At 41.5% G+C, this 14733-nt stretch carries 16 protein-coding genes; 2 read left to right on the top strand and 14 right to left on the bottom strand.

The features are described from left to right. Window positions 1-17: 17 nt before the first annotated feature. From NSQ70_RS05675 to NSQ70_RS05635, 9 genes are all read right to left on the bottom strand, one after another. Window positions 18-770 (bottom strand): YjbA family protein, encoded by a 753-nt coding sequence (locus NSQ70_RS05675; RefSeq protein WP_025207150.1) that lies wholly within the window; start codon window positions 768-770, stop codon window positions 18-20. Between the two features lie 165 nt (window positions 771-935). Beyond that, window positions 936-1835 carry an oligopeptide ABC transporter permease gene (opp4C, locus tag NSQ70_RS05670; RefSeq protein ID WP_274660996.1) on the bottom strand — a complete coding sequence of 300 codons (900 nt, stop codon included), beginning with the start codon at window positions 1833-1835 and terminating at the stop codon, window positions 936-938. Window positions 1836-1868: 33 nt separating this feature from the next. Beyond that, window positions 1869-2819, bottom strand: coding sequence for an ABC transporter permease (locus NSQ70_RS05665; protein ID WP_008348492.1), 951 nt, complete (start codon window positions 2817-2819; stop codon window positions 1869-1871). 77 nt (window positions 2820-2896) lie between these two features. Further along, window positions 2897-4531, bottom strand: a complete 1635-nt coding sequence (locus NSQ70_RS05660) for a peptide-binding protein (RefSeq protein ID WP_039167353.1) — start codon at window positions 4529-4531, stop codon at window positions 2897-2899. 85 nt (window positions 4532-4616) lie between these two features. Continuing rightward, window positions 4617-5612 carry a dipeptide ABC transporter ATP-binding protein gene (locus tag NSQ70_RS05655; protein WP_144667031.1) on the bottom strand — a complete coding sequence of 332 codons (996 nt, stop codon included), beginning with the start codon at window positions 5610-5612 and terminating at the stop codon, window positions 4617-4619. 23 nt (window positions 5613-5635) lie between these two features. Next, entirely contained in the window at window positions 5636-6616 is a 981-nt protein-coding gene (locus NSQ70_RS05650) for an ABC transporter ATP-binding protein (protein WP_047945538.1), read from the bottom strand. Window positions 6617-6786: 170 nt separating this feature from the next. Continuing rightward, complete coding sequence (locus NSQ70_RS05645; RefSeq protein ID WP_024720059.1) at window positions 6787-7581, bottom strand: DUF2268 domain-containing protein; 795 nt, start codon at window positions 7579-7581, stop codon at window positions 6787-6789. Between the two features lie 77 nt (window positions 7582-7658). Next, window positions 7659-8900: a beta-ketoacyl-ACP synthase II gene (gene fabF / locus NSQ70_RS05640; RefSeq protein ID WP_008348501.1), complete on the bottom strand. Its 1242-nt coding sequence runs from the start codon at window positions 8898-8900 to the stop codon at window positions 7659-7661. Window positions 8901-8921: 21 nt separating this feature from the next. After that, window positions 8922-9860: a beta-ketoacyl-ACP synthase III gene (locus tag NSQ70_RS05635; protein ID WP_024720058.1), complete on the bottom strand. Its 939-nt coding sequence runs from the start codon at window positions 9858-9860 to the stop codon at window positions 8922-8924. A 169-nt stretch (window positions 9861-10029) separates the two neighbouring features. Here NSQ70_RS05635 and NSQ70_RS05630 point away from each other — a divergent pair, with 169 nt between their 5' ends. Next, window positions 10030-10263, top strand: a complete 234-nt coding sequence (locus NSQ70_RS05630; protein ID WP_108611364.1) for a hypothetical protein — start codon at window positions 10030-10032, stop codon at window positions 10261-10263. An 11-nt stretch (window positions 10264-10274) separates the two neighbouring features. Here the strand turns inward: NSQ70_RS05630 and NSQ70_RS05625 are convergent, their stop codons facing one another. The 4 genes from NSQ70_RS05625 to NSQ70_RS05610 form a co-directional block, all read right to left on the bottom strand. Continuing rightward, complete coding sequence (locus tag NSQ70_RS05625) at window positions 10275-10472, bottom strand: ComZ family protein (RefSeq protein ID WP_024720057.1); 198 nt, start codon at window positions 10470-10472, stop codon at window positions 10275-10277. Window positions 10473-10483: 11 nt separating this feature from the next. Beyond that, window positions 10484-11449: a BMP family ABC transporter substrate-binding protein gene (locus NSQ70_RS05620; RefSeq protein ID WP_017360174.1), complete on the bottom strand. Its 966-nt coding sequence runs from the start codon at window positions 11447-11449 to the stop codon at window positions 10484-10486. A 90-nt stretch (window positions 11450-11539) separates the two neighbouring features. Further along, window positions 11540-12115, bottom strand: coding sequence for a hypothetical protein (locus NSQ70_RS05615; protein ID WP_024720056.1), 576 nt, complete (start codon window positions 12113-12115; stop codon window positions 11540-11542). A 75-nt stretch (window positions 12116-12190) separates the two neighbouring features. Further along, window positions 12191-12931 (bottom strand): hypothetical protein, encoded by a 741-nt coding sequence (locus tag NSQ70_RS05610; RefSeq protein ID WP_007499048.1) that lies wholly within the window; start codon window positions 12929-12931, stop codon window positions 12191-12193. Window positions 12932-13143: 212 nt separating this feature from the next. On the opposite strand from NSQ70_RS05610, the gene NSQ70_RS05605 reads away from it, so the two are divergent. After that, a complete protein-coding gene (locus tag NSQ70_RS05605; protein WP_024720055.1) occupies window positions 13144-13338 on the top strand; it encodes a YjzD family protein in 195 nt (64 codons plus the stop codon). A 119-nt stretch (window positions 13339-13457) separates the two neighbouring features. On the opposite strand, the gene NSQ70_RS05600 is transcribed toward NSQ70_RS05605, so the two are convergent. Then, window positions 13458-14723: an MFS transporter gene (locus NSQ70_RS05600; protein WP_007499050.1), complete on the bottom strand. Its 1266-nt coding sequence runs from the start codon at window positions 14721-14723 to the stop codon at window positions 13458-13460. Between the last annotated feature and the right edge of the window lie 10 nt (window positions 14724-14733).

Genomic DNA, 14733 nt, shown 5'->3' with positions numbered 1-14733 from the left:
TCAGCTGCAAGCTTTTTCTAATTCACTTTTGATTCGTTTTCCATTTCCCAAAGTTTTTCAAAAAATGGCTGTCCTTTAATCATTTTTTCACAAAAGGCTAAATGGTTTTCTGACCATCCATCAATGGTTTCGTTATAAAGCATGTTCCAAATTTCCTCGAAAGACATTCGTTTGATCTGGTTGTACATGCGCGGATTCCATTCTGTATACCAATAGGCAATTTCTGCTCGGTTTTGAAGCCCCTTTAGTTGATCTAGCGCCATAAACATCAGCTGCTTCAGCTGTCTTTCTTTTCTCGTTAATCCGCTGATATGCTGCGGTGGTAATGATAGGATGTGATATTCTTTCGTCGATTCAAGGCTGTCCGGCGTGAATTCATACTCCTCTGCCTTCACATCTTTCACCATTTCATAGACCAATTGCTCCTGTCTTGGAATCAATCGGCTCTTTCTCACAGGGATGGAATAACCAATCGTATCCACAGCGATGATTCTTATCCCGTCCGTAACCACAAAGCAATACTCTAATTTACGGCGTTCATGATTTTTTCGAATATATGATTTCTCAAATACAGTCTCTAGCAGCGTCTTTGGCAGCTCTGATAGATCATTCTCTATGTAATCAAACAAAGGACTCTGCACCTTGAGTAAAGGTACTTGATCTAACAGCTCCACGCTGTCCTCCTTGCGCCACTCATGAAAATGACACACATTATAGCCATTCTCTTCCCCTTCAAACCAATTCACCCATACGTCATGAAGAAATAACATAACCAATCCCTCACTTTTTAAAAACTGTTGTCCACAGTATGGGCAAGGGATAGAGAAATTATTCCAACTTTATTAAAACTTCGCCCTGACGGAAGGACGGCTTTATTTCCTGGGAAAAGGAGAACGTCTCGCAGAGTCCTTTCACGATCTTCTATAAGCAGAACCTTATTTTAGCTTTTTAGGATCAAGAGCATCTCTCAGTCCATCACCTAAGAAGTTAAAGCATAAAACGGTAAGTAGAATCAGTAAACCTGGGAACAGTGGATACCACCATGCTTGCACCATTATGGAGAAATTTTGTGCATCTTGAAGCATGTTTCCCCAGCTCGCCGTTGGAGGCTGGATGCCGAACCCTAGATAGCTAAGTGTCGACTCAGCTAAAATAACAGAACCGACTTTCAATGTAGCAGACACAATGATAGGGCCGATACAGTTCGGTAAAATATGCGAAAAGATGATGACATGGTTTTTCGTTCCGATCGTTCTTGCTGCGAGTACGAATTCTCTTGTGCGAAGTGACAAGAATTCACTGCGGATCAGCCTGGCGGTTGTTGTCCAGCCAGTCAGTGCAAAGATTAAAATCAATTTATCAATACCCGGTTTAAAAATTGTCACTAGCGTGATCAAGAGAAAAATATCTGGAATAGACAATACGACATCCACCATTCTCATGAGCACAGAATCAACAAAGCCTTTAAAGTATCCCGCTACCGCCCCAATGACGGTACCAATGGTGATGGCTCCGATTACTGAGACAAAGCCAACTAATAGAGACACCCTCGCTCCGTATAGCACCCTTGAAAAAATATCTCGACCAAACTTGTCGGTTCCCATAAAATGCTCTGCACTTGGAGGCTGTAGCCGTTTCAACAAGTCTTGCTGTTCCGGTGCGTAAGGTGCGATCACCGGGGCGAAAATAGCGGAAAAGATAATGACCAATAAAATAGCGGAGCCGGCAACCGCCAATTTATTTTTGAAAAATTTCTCGCAAAATAAACGAAGCATCGTCTCTGGTTTTGGCGGAAGGCCTTCTTTTAATTTGAGATCAACTGGAGGTGTTCCCATATTAGGTTGTGCCAATTGTGCTTCAGCTCCCTTCTAATATTCAATACGCGGATCAACGATCGCATAGAGAATATCCGCTATTAAGTTTCCAACGACCACGAGCACAGCAGAGATAACAGTCATCGCCATAATGACGGGATAATCTCTTGAAAAAGCAGAATCGATAAACAGTTTCCCAAGCCCTGGCCATGTGAAGATTTGTTCCACCACGACTGCGCCGCCAATAAAGGATGGAATCATGAGTCCAAAGATCGTAATAACAGGCATCAGACCGTTTCTCAATCCATGTTTGAAGATGACTTTGTTCTCTCTAAAACCTTTCGCTCGCGCCGTGCGAATGTAATCCTGCCGCATCACATCGAGCATACTTGACCTTGTATATCGTGTAAGGCCGGCCATATCAGCTGTTGCTAAAACAAAGGCCGGTAAAATAATATGATGAAGCCGGTCAAATAGATTAAAATCTGCATTTAAGGTAGAGACACCCCCGGTCGGAAACCATCCTAAATTCACTGATAACACCATAATCAGGATCAAACCAAACCAGAAATTCGGAATAGCCAGTCCGATAAATGATGTAACCGTAATACCATAGTCAAGTTTTGTATACGGACGTTTTGCTGAAAGAACACCAAATGGGATGGCAATGATCAGGGCAACTAATGTAGAAAAGATCATGAGGATGAGGGTATTTGGCAGCCGGGCAAAAATCAAATCCGACACGGGCGTTCCTTTTTTTACAATGGATGTGCCAAAGTCACCTTGAAGCATATTGCCGAGCCATTTCATATATTGCACATATTCAGGATCGTTCAAGCCGTACTTATCAATAAAGGCTTCCCGGTCTGCGGCACTAATGGTCGGGTCCATCATGAGTGACATCGGATCGCCTGGTGCTGCTTTCATAATCGCAAAGGACAAAATCGTAATACCAAACAAAATTGGGATGGAAAGAAGTGTCCTTCTAATGATATATGTAACCATATGCACAACTCCTTTTTCATCGGATGGCCATACTATGATGAAAAAAGGGGAGACCCCTCCCCTTCTTCACTAGCAGACTACTGTTCAATCCACCATTTTTCGATTTTGTAATATTCATCTTTCGGGTGGTAAGAGTAGCCTTGTAGATTAGATGGCATCGCGCGATGTGAGTTGGCATAATAAAGGAACGTATACGGCTGGTCTTCTGCAATCAGCTCATAAATTTTTTCATACGCCTTTGAATACTCTTTACGATCACTCAAGTTTTTGGCATCAACTAGCAGTTTATCGACTTCTTCATTTTTATACCAAATGTTATTTAAGCCTTTTTCAGACTGACTCGAATGGAAAATGCTGTATTGGTCAGGGAATGTCGCTAAGCTCCAGCCGAGTAATAACGCATCATAATCCCATTTTGGCGGGGTTGTTTGTTCGATTAATGCACTAAATTCTACAATTTGCGGTTTTGCTTCAATGCCAATTTCTTTGAGCTGCTGCTGGACAACGACAGCAATATCTTCACGGACTTTGTTTCCTTGGTTCGTCTTCAAGACGAAGGAGAACTTCTTACCGTCCTTATCAAGATAACCATCTCCATCTGTATCCTCCCAGCCTTCTTCTTTCAGCATCTTTTTCGCTTTTTCTTGATCAAATTCAAATACTGGGACTTTTTCATCTTTTGGGTAGTTCCATGACAGCGGGCTTTCTGGGATGTTGGCTACTTTCCCGTCTCCATCTAACACTTGATCGACAATCGTTTGACGATCAATGGCATGGGTAAGAGCTTGACGGACTTTTTTACTTTTGAACAGTTCGTTTTTCTGATTCCAGCCAATATATGAATAATTTAGCCCTAGATCAGATTCAATTTTGATGTTACTAACTTTTTCAGCTGTTTGCAGTTCTGCTCCAGGCACTGCAAAGAAATCAATATCACCTGCGGATAACTGAGCCATGGCTGCATTTTGATCAGGAATCGTTTTAATGGTGACTGTATCAAGGTATGGCCGTCCATCCCAATAGTCATCAAATGCTTCAAGTTTGACATAGTCTCCTTCTTTCCACTCGGCAAATTTAAATGGACCGGAGCCGATTGGATTTTTCCGGTTAAATTCATTTTCGCCAAGATCCTTTATAGGGACATCACCTAAAATATGCTTTGGTAAAATCCCATAGCTTCCTAGCGTGACATTATAAAAATATGGATCTTTTTTATTCAGCTTAAATTCGACCGAATAGTCCCCTGTTTTTTTGACAGACTCTAATACTTCAAAGCCTGATCCACGCTCACCATTATAATCCTTATTGATCGGAATGCTGTATGTAAACACAACATCATCAGCAGTCAGTTCTTCTCCATCATGAAACTTCACGCCTTTTCTAATGGTCACATCAAACTGTTTGCCGTCATCGGATTCTTTAATATCTTCTGCCAACGCCAGCTGTGGGTTTAGCTTTCCATCTGTTTGCAGTAAAAAGCTATAGATTCTTTCTTCAATATCAGAACTTGCCACGTCTGTTGAGTAAAGTGAGTTAAATAATGTAGGCTCTGCAATCGAACCAATGACAAGATCGCCGCCTTGTACAGGTTTACCTGTGGATTTCTTTTCACTGTCTCCAGACGTTTTATTTCCACCAGAACAAGCAGCAAGGATCAATGTAAAGATCAGCAGCAAACTGACCAAAATGGACTTTCTCTTTTTATCTTTCATAGACAATTCCCCCTATCTTTTTTAAAAAATGATGACAGAAGCCCGTTTTATCCCCCCTCTCAAAGATGAGATCATACAAGCGTGATCAAGTGTCGTAGAGGTGGCAGGCCACAAAGTGGTTCGTTTTTAATTCTTGAAATTGTGGTACTTTTTCTTTACAGACTTCTTTCGCTTGCGGGCATCTTGTATGAAACACACAGCCTTTTGGTGGATTTGCAGGGCTTGGTAAATCCCCTTGCAGCATAATCCGTTCCCTTTTCACCTGACCTTTTTTACGGGTGACTGGAACGGAAGATAAAAGCGCCTGTGTATACGGATGAAGCGGATCATCGTACAGGCTATGCTTATCTGCCAGTTCCATCATTTTCCCAAGATACATGACGCCCACTCGATCACTAATGTGGCGGACCACACTGAGATCGTGAGAGATAAAGAGATAGGTGAGGTCAAACTCTTCTTGAAGCTCTTCCATCAAATTGATGACCTGTGCCTGAATGGAGACGTCAAGCGCTGAAACAGGCTCATCTGCTATGATCATTTCAGGATTCATGGCAAGTGCACGAGCGATACCGATCCGCTGCCTTTGTCCGCCGGAGAATTCGTGCGGGTATCGATTCGCAAAACTTGGGTGAAGGCCGACTTTGGATAAAAGCTGTTCTACTTTTTCATTTCTTTCTTTTAAGGAATATAAGTGATGTGTTTTGTAGGGTTCTTTGATGATACTTCGAAGTGTTTTTCTAGGGTTGAGTGATGCAAAGGGATCTTGAAAAACCATTTGGATGTTTTTCCTTGTTGATTGTCTTAGTTTTGATTCAGATACATGAGAGATATCTTGCCCTTTAAATAGAATTTGTCCTTCTGTTGGTTCATATAAACGAATCATCGTCCGTCCTAATGTGGATTTACCGCATCCAGACTCTCCAACGATGCCTAACGTTTCGCCTTTATAAATGTTTAAGTCGATGCCGTCAACCGCTTTGACTGCTCCTACTTTCTTTTGCAGCACCCCAGCTTTAATCGGAAAGTGTTTTCGTATATTTTTTAATTCCAGGATGGTTTCTTTCTCAGATCGATCTGTCATGTATGGTTGATTTTCAGCAAGTGTCATGTTTGGCTTGCCTCCTCATATAAGAAACACCTGACGCTTCTACCATTTTCAAAGGTTGTCAGTTTGGGCAATTCACCTATGCAGCGTTCCATTACTTTCGGGCATCTAGGCGCAAAACGGCATCCTGCCGGAAGCTGATCTGGCGCAGGGACATTTCCTTTTATCGCCGTTAATGGCTGAATGTCTCCGTCAATGACTGGAATGGATTCAAGCAGTCCTTCTGTGTATGGGTGAAGCGGCTCATCAAACAACTCTTCAACGGTTCCATTTTCAACAACCTGTCCGCAGTACATGACAATGACGCGGTCTGCTACTTCCGACACAACACCTAAATCATGCGTAATGAGAAGTATAGATGTACCAAAGGTCGAACATAAATCTTTCATTAAGGTCAGCACCTGGGCTTGTATGGTCACATCGAGAGCAGTAGTCGGCTCATCCGCAATGAGGAGCTTCGGATCACAGCTTAGCGCAATGGCGATCATGACTCGTTGACGCATACCGCCGGATAAACGGTGCGGGTAATCTTTGATGATTTGTTCCGGCCTGGAAAAGCCTACAAGCTTTAGCAAATCAATCGCTTTTTTGGTCGCTTCTTTTTTTGAAAGTTTTTTGTGGTAAATGAGGATTTCTGTTATTTGTTCCCCGATGGTTAAGACGGGATTAAGCGAGGTCATGGGTTCCTGAAAGATCATGGATACATCATTACCGCGAATATTGCACAATTCCTTTTCACTATATGTAACAAGGTCTTTTCCATCAAGCTTAATGGAACCATCCATAATCTTCCCACCAGTCCCATTAATCAGACCCATGATGGATAAAGACGTAATACTTTTACCAGACCCAGACTCACCGACTAATGCGACTGTTTCCCCTTTTTTGATACTAAAATCAACGCCATCAACAGCAGGTATTGGTTCCTTTTTTCGAAAAAAATAGGTTTTTAAGTTTTGCACTTCAAGCAGTGTGCTCATGCATTCGCCCCTTTCTCCATAGATTAAATGAACCGAATCAAAAAATTCCGTCTTTTTAGAATAAAAAGAATTATCAAAATTTATATTTGTATATTATTACATCATCATGACGAAATCAAGAAGTATTTAGTAAAATTGTAATATGTCACTTTTTTTGTGAATGTTTGTCTTTATGATTCTATCGCCTTTAAAAACGTTTCCGCTGGCTCCGCAATCATAGACTCCTCGCTGATTGGGTGCTCATCGAAATACTTTTTCACGATATAAAATCCAGTGGCATAGCCAAGCATTTTGGGGTAGTTCCCCTTTCCATAAAGGAGATTCTGTATCAGCCTTTCGTCGTCCTGCACTTTCTGATAAAGGTGACTGGATACCCATTTCTTGTACATGCGCTGCAGCTGCGATTCGTCATATAAAGTCGTCCACTTTGCTGTATAGCTTTCTCCATATCTATGATAAACAGCATATTCAGCGAGCCCCTCCATCATGATTGTATCAAGGAATGTAAAATCTTTTTCTTCTTTCGTGAGAAAATGCAACCTGCATACATGATGATATTCATGCGTCAACAACGTACCGATTCGTTCCTTCGGTGTATGCGGGGATAAAAAAAGAAAGATTTTGTCATCAAATGCCATGCCGGATTGAAAGTAAAATTGTTCTCTGATCTCTTTGCTGCTCTCATTAACAGGCAAAATAAAGACGGGGACATCAGGACCTCCCCACTTTTTTTGCAGCGCTTTGTATTCTTTCATCACAAGCTTGAAATACCCTTTTTCTTTGAGCTTGTCGATCATTTCCTGGCAGGCGTTCCATGATCGCACCATTCCGTGATGTTGTAAATGGGCGAGAATAGATGATCCTTCTTTTTTCTCCGCTCCTTTAAAATAAGGGACAAAACGTGCCGCCAGCTCCTGAAATGATGATGATTGTTGGATGAGATATTGTGTATTGATCAGACCCATACCGCTGAACACCTCCATTTTCATCATATGCAAAAAGGCGGCGATCTGTTTATAGATCGCCGCCTTCTTAAGACATATTACGCTTCGTATTTTTTGAAGATAATTGTCGCATTGTGCCCGCCAAAACCAAGTGAGTTGCTCAACGCAACTTGTACTTCTTTTGAACGTGCTTCATTTGCTACATAATCAAGATCACATTCTTCATCTGGTGTTTCAAGGTTAATCGTTGGCGGAATGACACTGTCTTTAATCGCCAGCACAGAGAAAATCGCTTCTACTCCGCCTGCTGCACCAAGTAAATGACCTGTCATTGATTTTGTCGAACTGATCGCAAGCTGATTCGCATGCTCTCCGAACACTTCTTTAATCGCCATTGTTTCAAACTTATCATTATACGGTGTGCTTGTTCCGTGGGCATTGATATAATCAATTTCTTCCACTGTTAAACCTGCATCACGAATTGCTTCTTTCATTGCACGTACGCCGCCTTCTCCGTTTGGAGCAGGTGCTGTGATATGGTATGCATCTCCAGTTGAACCGTAGCCAACGATTTCTGCATAAATGGTCGCACCACGTTTTAACGCATGCTCTAATTCTTCAAGAACAACAATTCCCGCTCCCTCACCCATCACAAATCCGTCACGGTTTTTATCAAATGGACGACTTGCTGTATCTGGATCAGGATTTGTCGAAAGGGCTTTGTTTGCACAGAAACCAGCAAACGACATTTTCGTTAATGGTGCTTCTGTTCCACCTGTAATCATCGCGTCTGCATCTCCGCGCTGAATCACTTTAAAGGCATCACCAATGGAGTTTGTTCCTGTCGCACATGCTGTCACTGTACAAGAGTTAACCCCTTTTGCGCCAAGTGCAATCGAAATTTGACCTGTCGCCATATCTGGAATCATCATTGGAACGAAGAACGGGCTTACGCGTCTTGCTCCTTTATTTGAATACACTTCGAATTGCTCTTCGAATGTTTCAAGTCCGCCAATACCAGATCCAACCCATACCCCAACACGAGGTGCGTTTTCATCTGTAATTTCGAGGCGTGAATCTTCTAAAGCCTTTTGAGCAGCAACGACTGCATATTGTGTGAAGCGTGCCATCTTTCTCGCTTCTTTTTTCTCCATGTAATCTTCGATGTTAAAATCTTTTAGTTCTGCAGCTACTTTTGCTGTATATTCACTTGAATCAACACGTGTGATCGGACCAACACCTGATACACCTGCTACAGCATTTTTCCATGTTGTCTCTACATCGTTGCCAAGAGGTGTCAAAGCACCTAATCCTGTAACAACTACTCGTTTCTTATCCATTAATTTGTGCACCCCACTCTTTTATCGGCCCCATCGCATAGCGATTGCGCCCCACGTTAATCCTCCACCAAAACCAACCATTACAATCACATCGCCGTCATGAATTTTTCCGGCTTCGATTTCTTCACATAGTGAAATTGGAATGGATGCTGCTGATGTGTTTCCATATTTATGGACTGTTTTCGACATTTTTTCAACTGGCAGCTCTAAGCGTTCGCGTGCTGCTTCCATAATGCGAATGTTTGCTTGATGCGGAATCAAGAAGTCTACGTCTTCTTTTGATAGTCCAGCTTTTTCAATCACGTTTACACTTGACTCGCCCATTTGTCTAACAGCAAATTTAAATACTTCTCTTCCATTCATGATTGTATGATCTTTTTCATCTAAGTACAAGTGCTTCCCGCCTCTTCCATCGGCTCCAAGCTCAAATGATAGAATTCCCTTGCCTTCGCTGACTGTTCCTAGTACAGCAGCACCTGCTCCATCTCCAAACAAAACAGCTGTGTTGCGGTCATCCCAGTCGGTAATGCGAGAAAGCTTTTCTACACCAACGACAAGCACATGTTTGTAAGTGCCAGATTCGATAAATTGTTTTCCAGTAACAAGCCCATACATAAAGCCAGCGCAGGCAGCGCTAATATCCATTGCACATGCTTTATGTGCACCGAGCTGCTCTTGAATCATACAAGCGACTGTCGGAAATGCTTGATCTGGCGTAACTGTCGCTACAAGAATCATATCAATATCTTCTGCAGCCACATCTGCGTCAGCTAATGCTTTTTTTGCAGCAGCAAGCGCCATATGAGATGTATTGACATCATCAGATGCAATTCTTCTTTCTTCTATACCTGTTCTAGTACGAATCCACTCGTCAGAAGTTTCAACCATTTTTTCTAAATCACGATTTGTTAATACTTTTTCAGGTATATAGCGGCCAAGGCCAATAATTCCAGCATTCATTGAATAAGACTCCTTTTACTCATACGAGCATGTGATATTGTGATCTTATATTAGTATCTGGTACTAATTTTACCTTATTTTTTTCTCCTTGGCAATACAAACGTCTAACCTTTCCTCTCACTTTTTTCATAGATTAATGATATACCAATAGTAGAAAGGAACATGTGATATGGCGCAAAAGGATATTTTCTCAGCAATGATGTTTGGTCAGCCGCTTGAAAAGGAGAAAAACAAGACAGAAAAAAAGGAGGAGCGTGCAGAGACTTCTTCAAGTGATGACTCCATTGACTACATGCATGTCATGAATCAAATTGGAAACATTATGAACTCCATCGATGAGCTGAAGCCTGTGTTTAAAGATGTCGGTCCTATGATTAGTGCCTTCAAGAAAAAATTATCATAAAAAAAAAGCCACTATTCTGTGGCTTTTTCTGATGCTGCATCTGCTTTTCCAAGCTCATATGCCTCTTGCATGACAGATGTAAACAAAGAGAGAAGCGGCTGAAGTGCTTCTGGATCAAGCTGAATCCCTGCTTTATCTAATTCTTCTTTTGCTTGTGGAAAATACTTCATCGCAATTTGTAAAAACTCCATCGATTTTTCGTGTTGCATGTTCAACGTCCTCACTTTTCATTTGGCAATTTGCCTGTTTTTTTGTAATTCGCAATATCCTTCTCAATGTCTTTCACAAAAGCGCGGTCTATGGTTGAGCTAAATTTCCCCATTTCGATCACTCCTTCTTTAAAGTCAAAGGAGTACTCACCTTGTTCGTTTAGCTTGCCTTCATTAAACTTCTTCGCAATGATACTGTACGCTTTATCGACATGCTGTACAGTGCTAGTTAACACCGTATGGCTTCCAAGGTTGGATTGATCAGTGACATATCCGATCGCAGATAAATTGTCGGTTTTGATTTGTTCAATGACAGGGATATTATAACCATCACCTGCTGGATACACAACATCTACACCTTGTTTTTTCAATTTTTGATAGAGGTTCACCGCTTTGTCAGCATCATCCCAGTTTTCGACAAATTCCGCTAGGACTTGCACATGTTCGTCCTGATATTTTGCACCTTTGATAAAACCGTCTACTTCACTTTGCCAATCATATGTAGCCAGAATACCAATCTTTTTTGTTTTGGACATATGTGCTGCTGTCATGCCTCCGAAAAAGCCCATTGCTTCTCCTTTAAACGTGACGTTTGTGACATTATCAGCTTGAGGCTTGCCTCCATTGACCGTGATAAATTGTGTTTTCGGATAATCTTCACTGATCAAGTTGAAAATTTCGCTGTATTCATTGCCATGGCCAATAATCAAATTGACTCCTTTTTTATGAAATTCTTCAATGGCATCAACGATTTTCTCCTTGTCGACCATCCCTTCCTTATAATAAACATCTACACCAAATGTTGATTGGATATTTAATAAGCCTTTATAACCTTTCGTTCCCCAAACTTGATCATTAATCGTATCGGGGACGAGTAAACCCACCTTCTCAATATGTCCTTTTAACGGCGCCTGCGAGCAGGCAGATAGCATAAGAAGAAGGAACGAAAAGATCATGACAAGCCGCTGGTACTTCATGCCATGTTCAACTCCCTTTGCAACACGCAGGCATGAACCTGTATGTTAAATATAGGTTTATTTTATACTGAAAAAAGATAAGATGGAAGATCATTCTTGCTTTTTGTCGAAAAATGTTGAGTTTTGTCTTTTCCATTCTGCTATGATTTCTTCTGCTTGTTTGTCATCTGTTTGTCTTTCTACCTTCAATTGATGGATCATTTCCTGCCTTTGATCAGTCCGTGCCCACTTTAAAAGCTCCTTTGCGACATCTTCTACAAAAAATGCGTGATCGTCCTTTATTCGTCTCTCTTCATGGAGTGTCCACGGACCAAACATGCGTGGAAGGATAACAGTCGAAACGCTTTGTTCATGCGAATGGCTTTCGGGTTCTTCGTAAAACAAGCGGAATATGCCATGCTTCGCTTCGAGGTCTGTCTCTCTGTTCATTGAATCATCTGATTGAAAAAAGATCAGGTCATATGCCTCTTTCCTATCTTGACCATCAATAACGCGGACAAGATCATTGCGGCCGAGCCACATCATTCGCTCTTCTAATAACATTTTTTGCTCCTCTGACTGCTCCTTAGGATATGTGATATCCACTTGTATGCCCTCTTTCATCATATATTCACAAAGTGTCAGTCCAAAAAATTCATCTGCACCTATGATCAGTCCTGTTTCCATGTTCATGTCCCCTTTTTTAGCATATCGAATAAAAAGAAGAGCCCTTTCCATGAAGGGCTGTTATCATCCTATTCATTACAATTCTCTTTCATGCGATTTATAAAACTTGTGAATGGACTGAAAGATTCTTCTTGGATGATCAAACATATGCAAGGTAAGGTCCATCTGACAATGGTCTGGATTCATCATATGTTGATCAATAAAAGGCTTTGCATGTAGTTCATAGGCATACGGTGCGCCGTTTAGTCTCTGCCATATATGAATCGGTACATGAGCTGAATGAACGGGGCAAGAAGGAAGTGGATACGTTTCTGCTTCCTTTGCAGAGCACCCATAGCTCTGTGCGAGTTCTTTCATGAACTGTTTGTAGAAGAATTTGTGTTCCTTTTCTCTTTCTCTTTGTGCTTGCAGGTGTAAACATGGATTCATCATGGCTATAGACCTTAGCACTTCTGGCATTTCTTCGGCAAGACTCATGGCGACAAGTGCGCCCATTCCCTCTGCCAGCACATGAATTTCCCGGTTTAATATTTCTTGTTTTAATGTGTGATGAACAAGCTGTTTCGCACTAAAAACAGCATCTTCACATCCCCAGTGATTCCCATGAAGATGACTATTAAACAATGTATATCCTTCATCCTTTAAAGCAGTTAATAGCTGGTTTCTTCCGTAATGCTGAAGCCAGAATGATGTATTTTCCTGCACAAAGTGATTTCGGTCACCGAGGATTAGAATGCCAAAGCCATTTGGTTTTTGAGGAAGGTGAATGACGTTCCACTGGGAACCAAGCTGGAAAAAACGTTCGCTTACACCCATATGGCCAGCCTCCTTTCAGTGATTCTGCTTTCTATGATATGAACAACAACTCTTGTAGGAATAAGGAAATCCCCTAAAGACAGAAGAATTCTTTTTATTTTTATAGTAGAAGGTCTCAAAATGATCACATAAAGGCGGAAAACAGTCTTTTCTCTGAACTCGTATCTATGGTATGATAGTCAATAGATTGTTACATAAAGGACGGTGGAATAATGCATTACATTATCACCCTCATTTGGACTTTTCTGCTGACACATATGGCTGGTTACATCGTTTCATCTATGAATGGAGCTGCTTATGATTTTACGTTAACTTCCATTCTTGCCATAGTGTTTACGGTTATTTTATTCATCTTTGCTGAAGTAAGTCCAATGAAAGAAACAGAAAGTTCAACAGAACATTCTTAATATTGCTGGAAAAGAGCTAATGATTTGAGATTAGCTCTTTTTCTTTTTTTCAGAATGATGACTAGAAGTTGAGAGCGCACGCTAAAACCCCCTGCCGTCAATTACAGGGGGTTTTTGAGTTACACCTCAACCGTTTCGGACTTCTGTTTGTCTGCTGACAAATGGCTTTTCGCTAGCCCTGTGAACAGGAAGATCGCGATGCCCGATAAAATTTCAAGCACACCACCCCCCGCAATGACAGGTCCTGCTCCAAAGCGTTCTGCCAGGACGCCCGATATGACGGCTGCAAGCGGGAGAAAGACATTTGATGACGCATTGATCACGGCATATACTTGCGGCTGATCTTCTTGGTCAACAGACGTTTGAATAATGACCATCTCTGGGACATTGATCGCACTGACGGCTGCACCAAAAATAAAGGAAGCTAGAAGAACGACTGGAAGCCATGTACTCATTCCAGTGATAAAGAATGCAGCTCCTTCAATCATGCCTGCGACAATAAAGAACAAGCCGAATCTTTTGATTTTCACCTTCGCCAGTGCAAAGCCCATCATAAACGCACCGACTGCAGCGACACCTCTTAAAATGGAATACACCATTGAATCACTTTGCAGCGCTTCTGCTACATATACAGCGGATAATGCCTGCCACGGAGCTGCGGCGACATTCATTAAAATACAATAAAGGGTCAGTGCAAATAAAATATGATGATTTTTAACAACTAGAAAGCCTCTTTTTAAGTTATACAGATATGTATTCTTTGCTTGTTTAATGTCTGCTGCTTTTTCTGCATCTGACTTTTGGAGTTTAACGCCAATAATGAACAAGCCCGATATGATAAATAAAGCAGTGGTGATTAGGAGCGTATCTGCAGGGCCAATTAATTTGACCAAAAGACCAGCGACCATCACCGCAGCAAGTGCGACAATTTCAAAAGATGATTGCAGGATCGCATTTGCTTTTTGAATGAGATGCTTTGGAACAATCTGCGGCAGGATGGCCACAGAAGCCGGGTTATATGCTGCACCTGTTGCCGATTGAATAACCATTAATGAGATCAATAACCATAGAGGCAATATGTGCGAAAAATGCAGTAGTGGAATAATGAGTACAATGGTTGCTCGAATGACATCTGAAGCAAACATCCATTTAGATAAATGATGTCTTTTCATAAGAGGTCCTAGTATTGGGGCCAACAATGATGAAGGAAGAACTGTCACTGCTAGAAGAAGTCCGGTACCGAGCGCTCCATCACCTCTTAAAATCAATAACCAAAGAACGGATGTAAAAGCAAAACTTTCTCCTGTATTTTTTATGAGTCTTGATATGAACAATGAGGTGAAGCGTTTATTCCAAACACTTTCACTGAGATTCATCTTTTCCATCACACAAATC

Origin of the sequence: Bacillus sp. FSL R5-0397, assembly GCF_038593395.1 — a bacterium.
Classification (GTDB): Bacteria; Bacillota; Bacilli; order Bacillales; family Bacillaceae; genus Bacillus; species Bacillus altitudinis.
This window is presented reverse-complemented; position numbering and strand designations above follow the sequence as displayed.

Bases quoted from the DNA above. Each gene is read 5' to 3' on its own strand.
- NSQ70_RS05635 (WP_024720058.1), bottom strand. From the start codon at position 9,860: ATGAATGCTGGAATTATTGGCCTTGGCCGCTATATACCTGAAAAAGTA.
- fabF (WP_008348501.1), bottom strand. From the start codon at position 8,900: ATGGATAAGAAACGAGTAGTTGTTACAGGATTAGGTGCTTTGACACCT.
- NSQ70_RS05645 (WP_024720059.1), bottom strand. From the start codon at position 7,581: ATGGGTCTGATCAATACACAATATCTCATCCAACAATCATCATCATTT.
- NSQ70_RS05655 (WP_144667031.1), bottom strand. From the start codon at position 5,612: ATGACAGATCGATCTGAGAAAGAAACCATCCTGGAATTAAAAAATATA.
- NSQ70_RS05665 (WP_008348492.1), bottom strand. From the start codon at position 2,819: ATGGTTACATATATCATTAGAAGGACACTTCTTTCCATCCCAATTTTG.
- NSQ70_RS05615 (WP_024720056.1), bottom strand. From the start codon at position 12,115: ATGGAAACAGGACTGATCATAGGTGCAGATGAATTTTTTGGACTGACA.
- NSQ70_RS05625 (WP_024720057.1), bottom strand. From the start codon at position 10,472: ATGCAACACGAAAAATCGATGGAGTTTTTACAAATTGCGATGAAGTAT.
- NSQ70_RS05620 (WP_017360174.1), bottom strand. From the start codon at position 11,449: ATGAAGTACCAGCGGCTTGTCATGATCTTTTCGTTCCTTCTTCTTATG.
- NSQ70_RS05660 (WP_039167353.1), bottom strand. From the start codon at position 4,531: ATGAAAGATAAAAAGAGAAAGTCCATTTTGGTCAGTTTGCTGCTGATC.
- NSQ70_RS05630 (WP_108611364.1), top strand. From the start codon at position 10,030: ATGGCGCAAAAGGATATTTTCTCAGCAATGATGTTTGGTCAGCCGCTT.
- NSQ70_RS05605 (WP_024720055.1), top strand. From the start codon at position 13,144: ATGCATTACATTATCACCCTCATTTGGACTTTTCTGCTGACACATATG.
- opp4C (WP_274660996.1), bottom strand. From the start codon at position 1,835: ATGGGAACACCTCCAGTTGATCTCAAATTAAAAGAAGGCCTTCCGCCA.
- NSQ70_RS05650 (WP_047945538.1), bottom strand. From the start codon at position 6,616: ATGAGCACACTGCTTGAAGTGCAAAACTTAAAAACCTATTTTTTTCGA.
- NSQ70_RS05675 (WP_025207150.1), bottom strand. From the start codon at position 770: ATGTTATTTCTTCATGACGTATGGGTGAATTGGTTTGAAGGGGAAGAG.
- NSQ70_RS05610 (WP_007499048.1), bottom strand. From the start codon at position 12,931: ATGGGTGTAAGCGAACGTTTTTTCCAGCTTGGTTCCCAGTGGAACGTC.
- NSQ70_RS05600 (WP_007499050.1), bottom strand. From the start codon at position 14,723: ATGGAAAAGATGAATCTCAGTGAAAGTGTTTGGAATAAACGCTTCACC.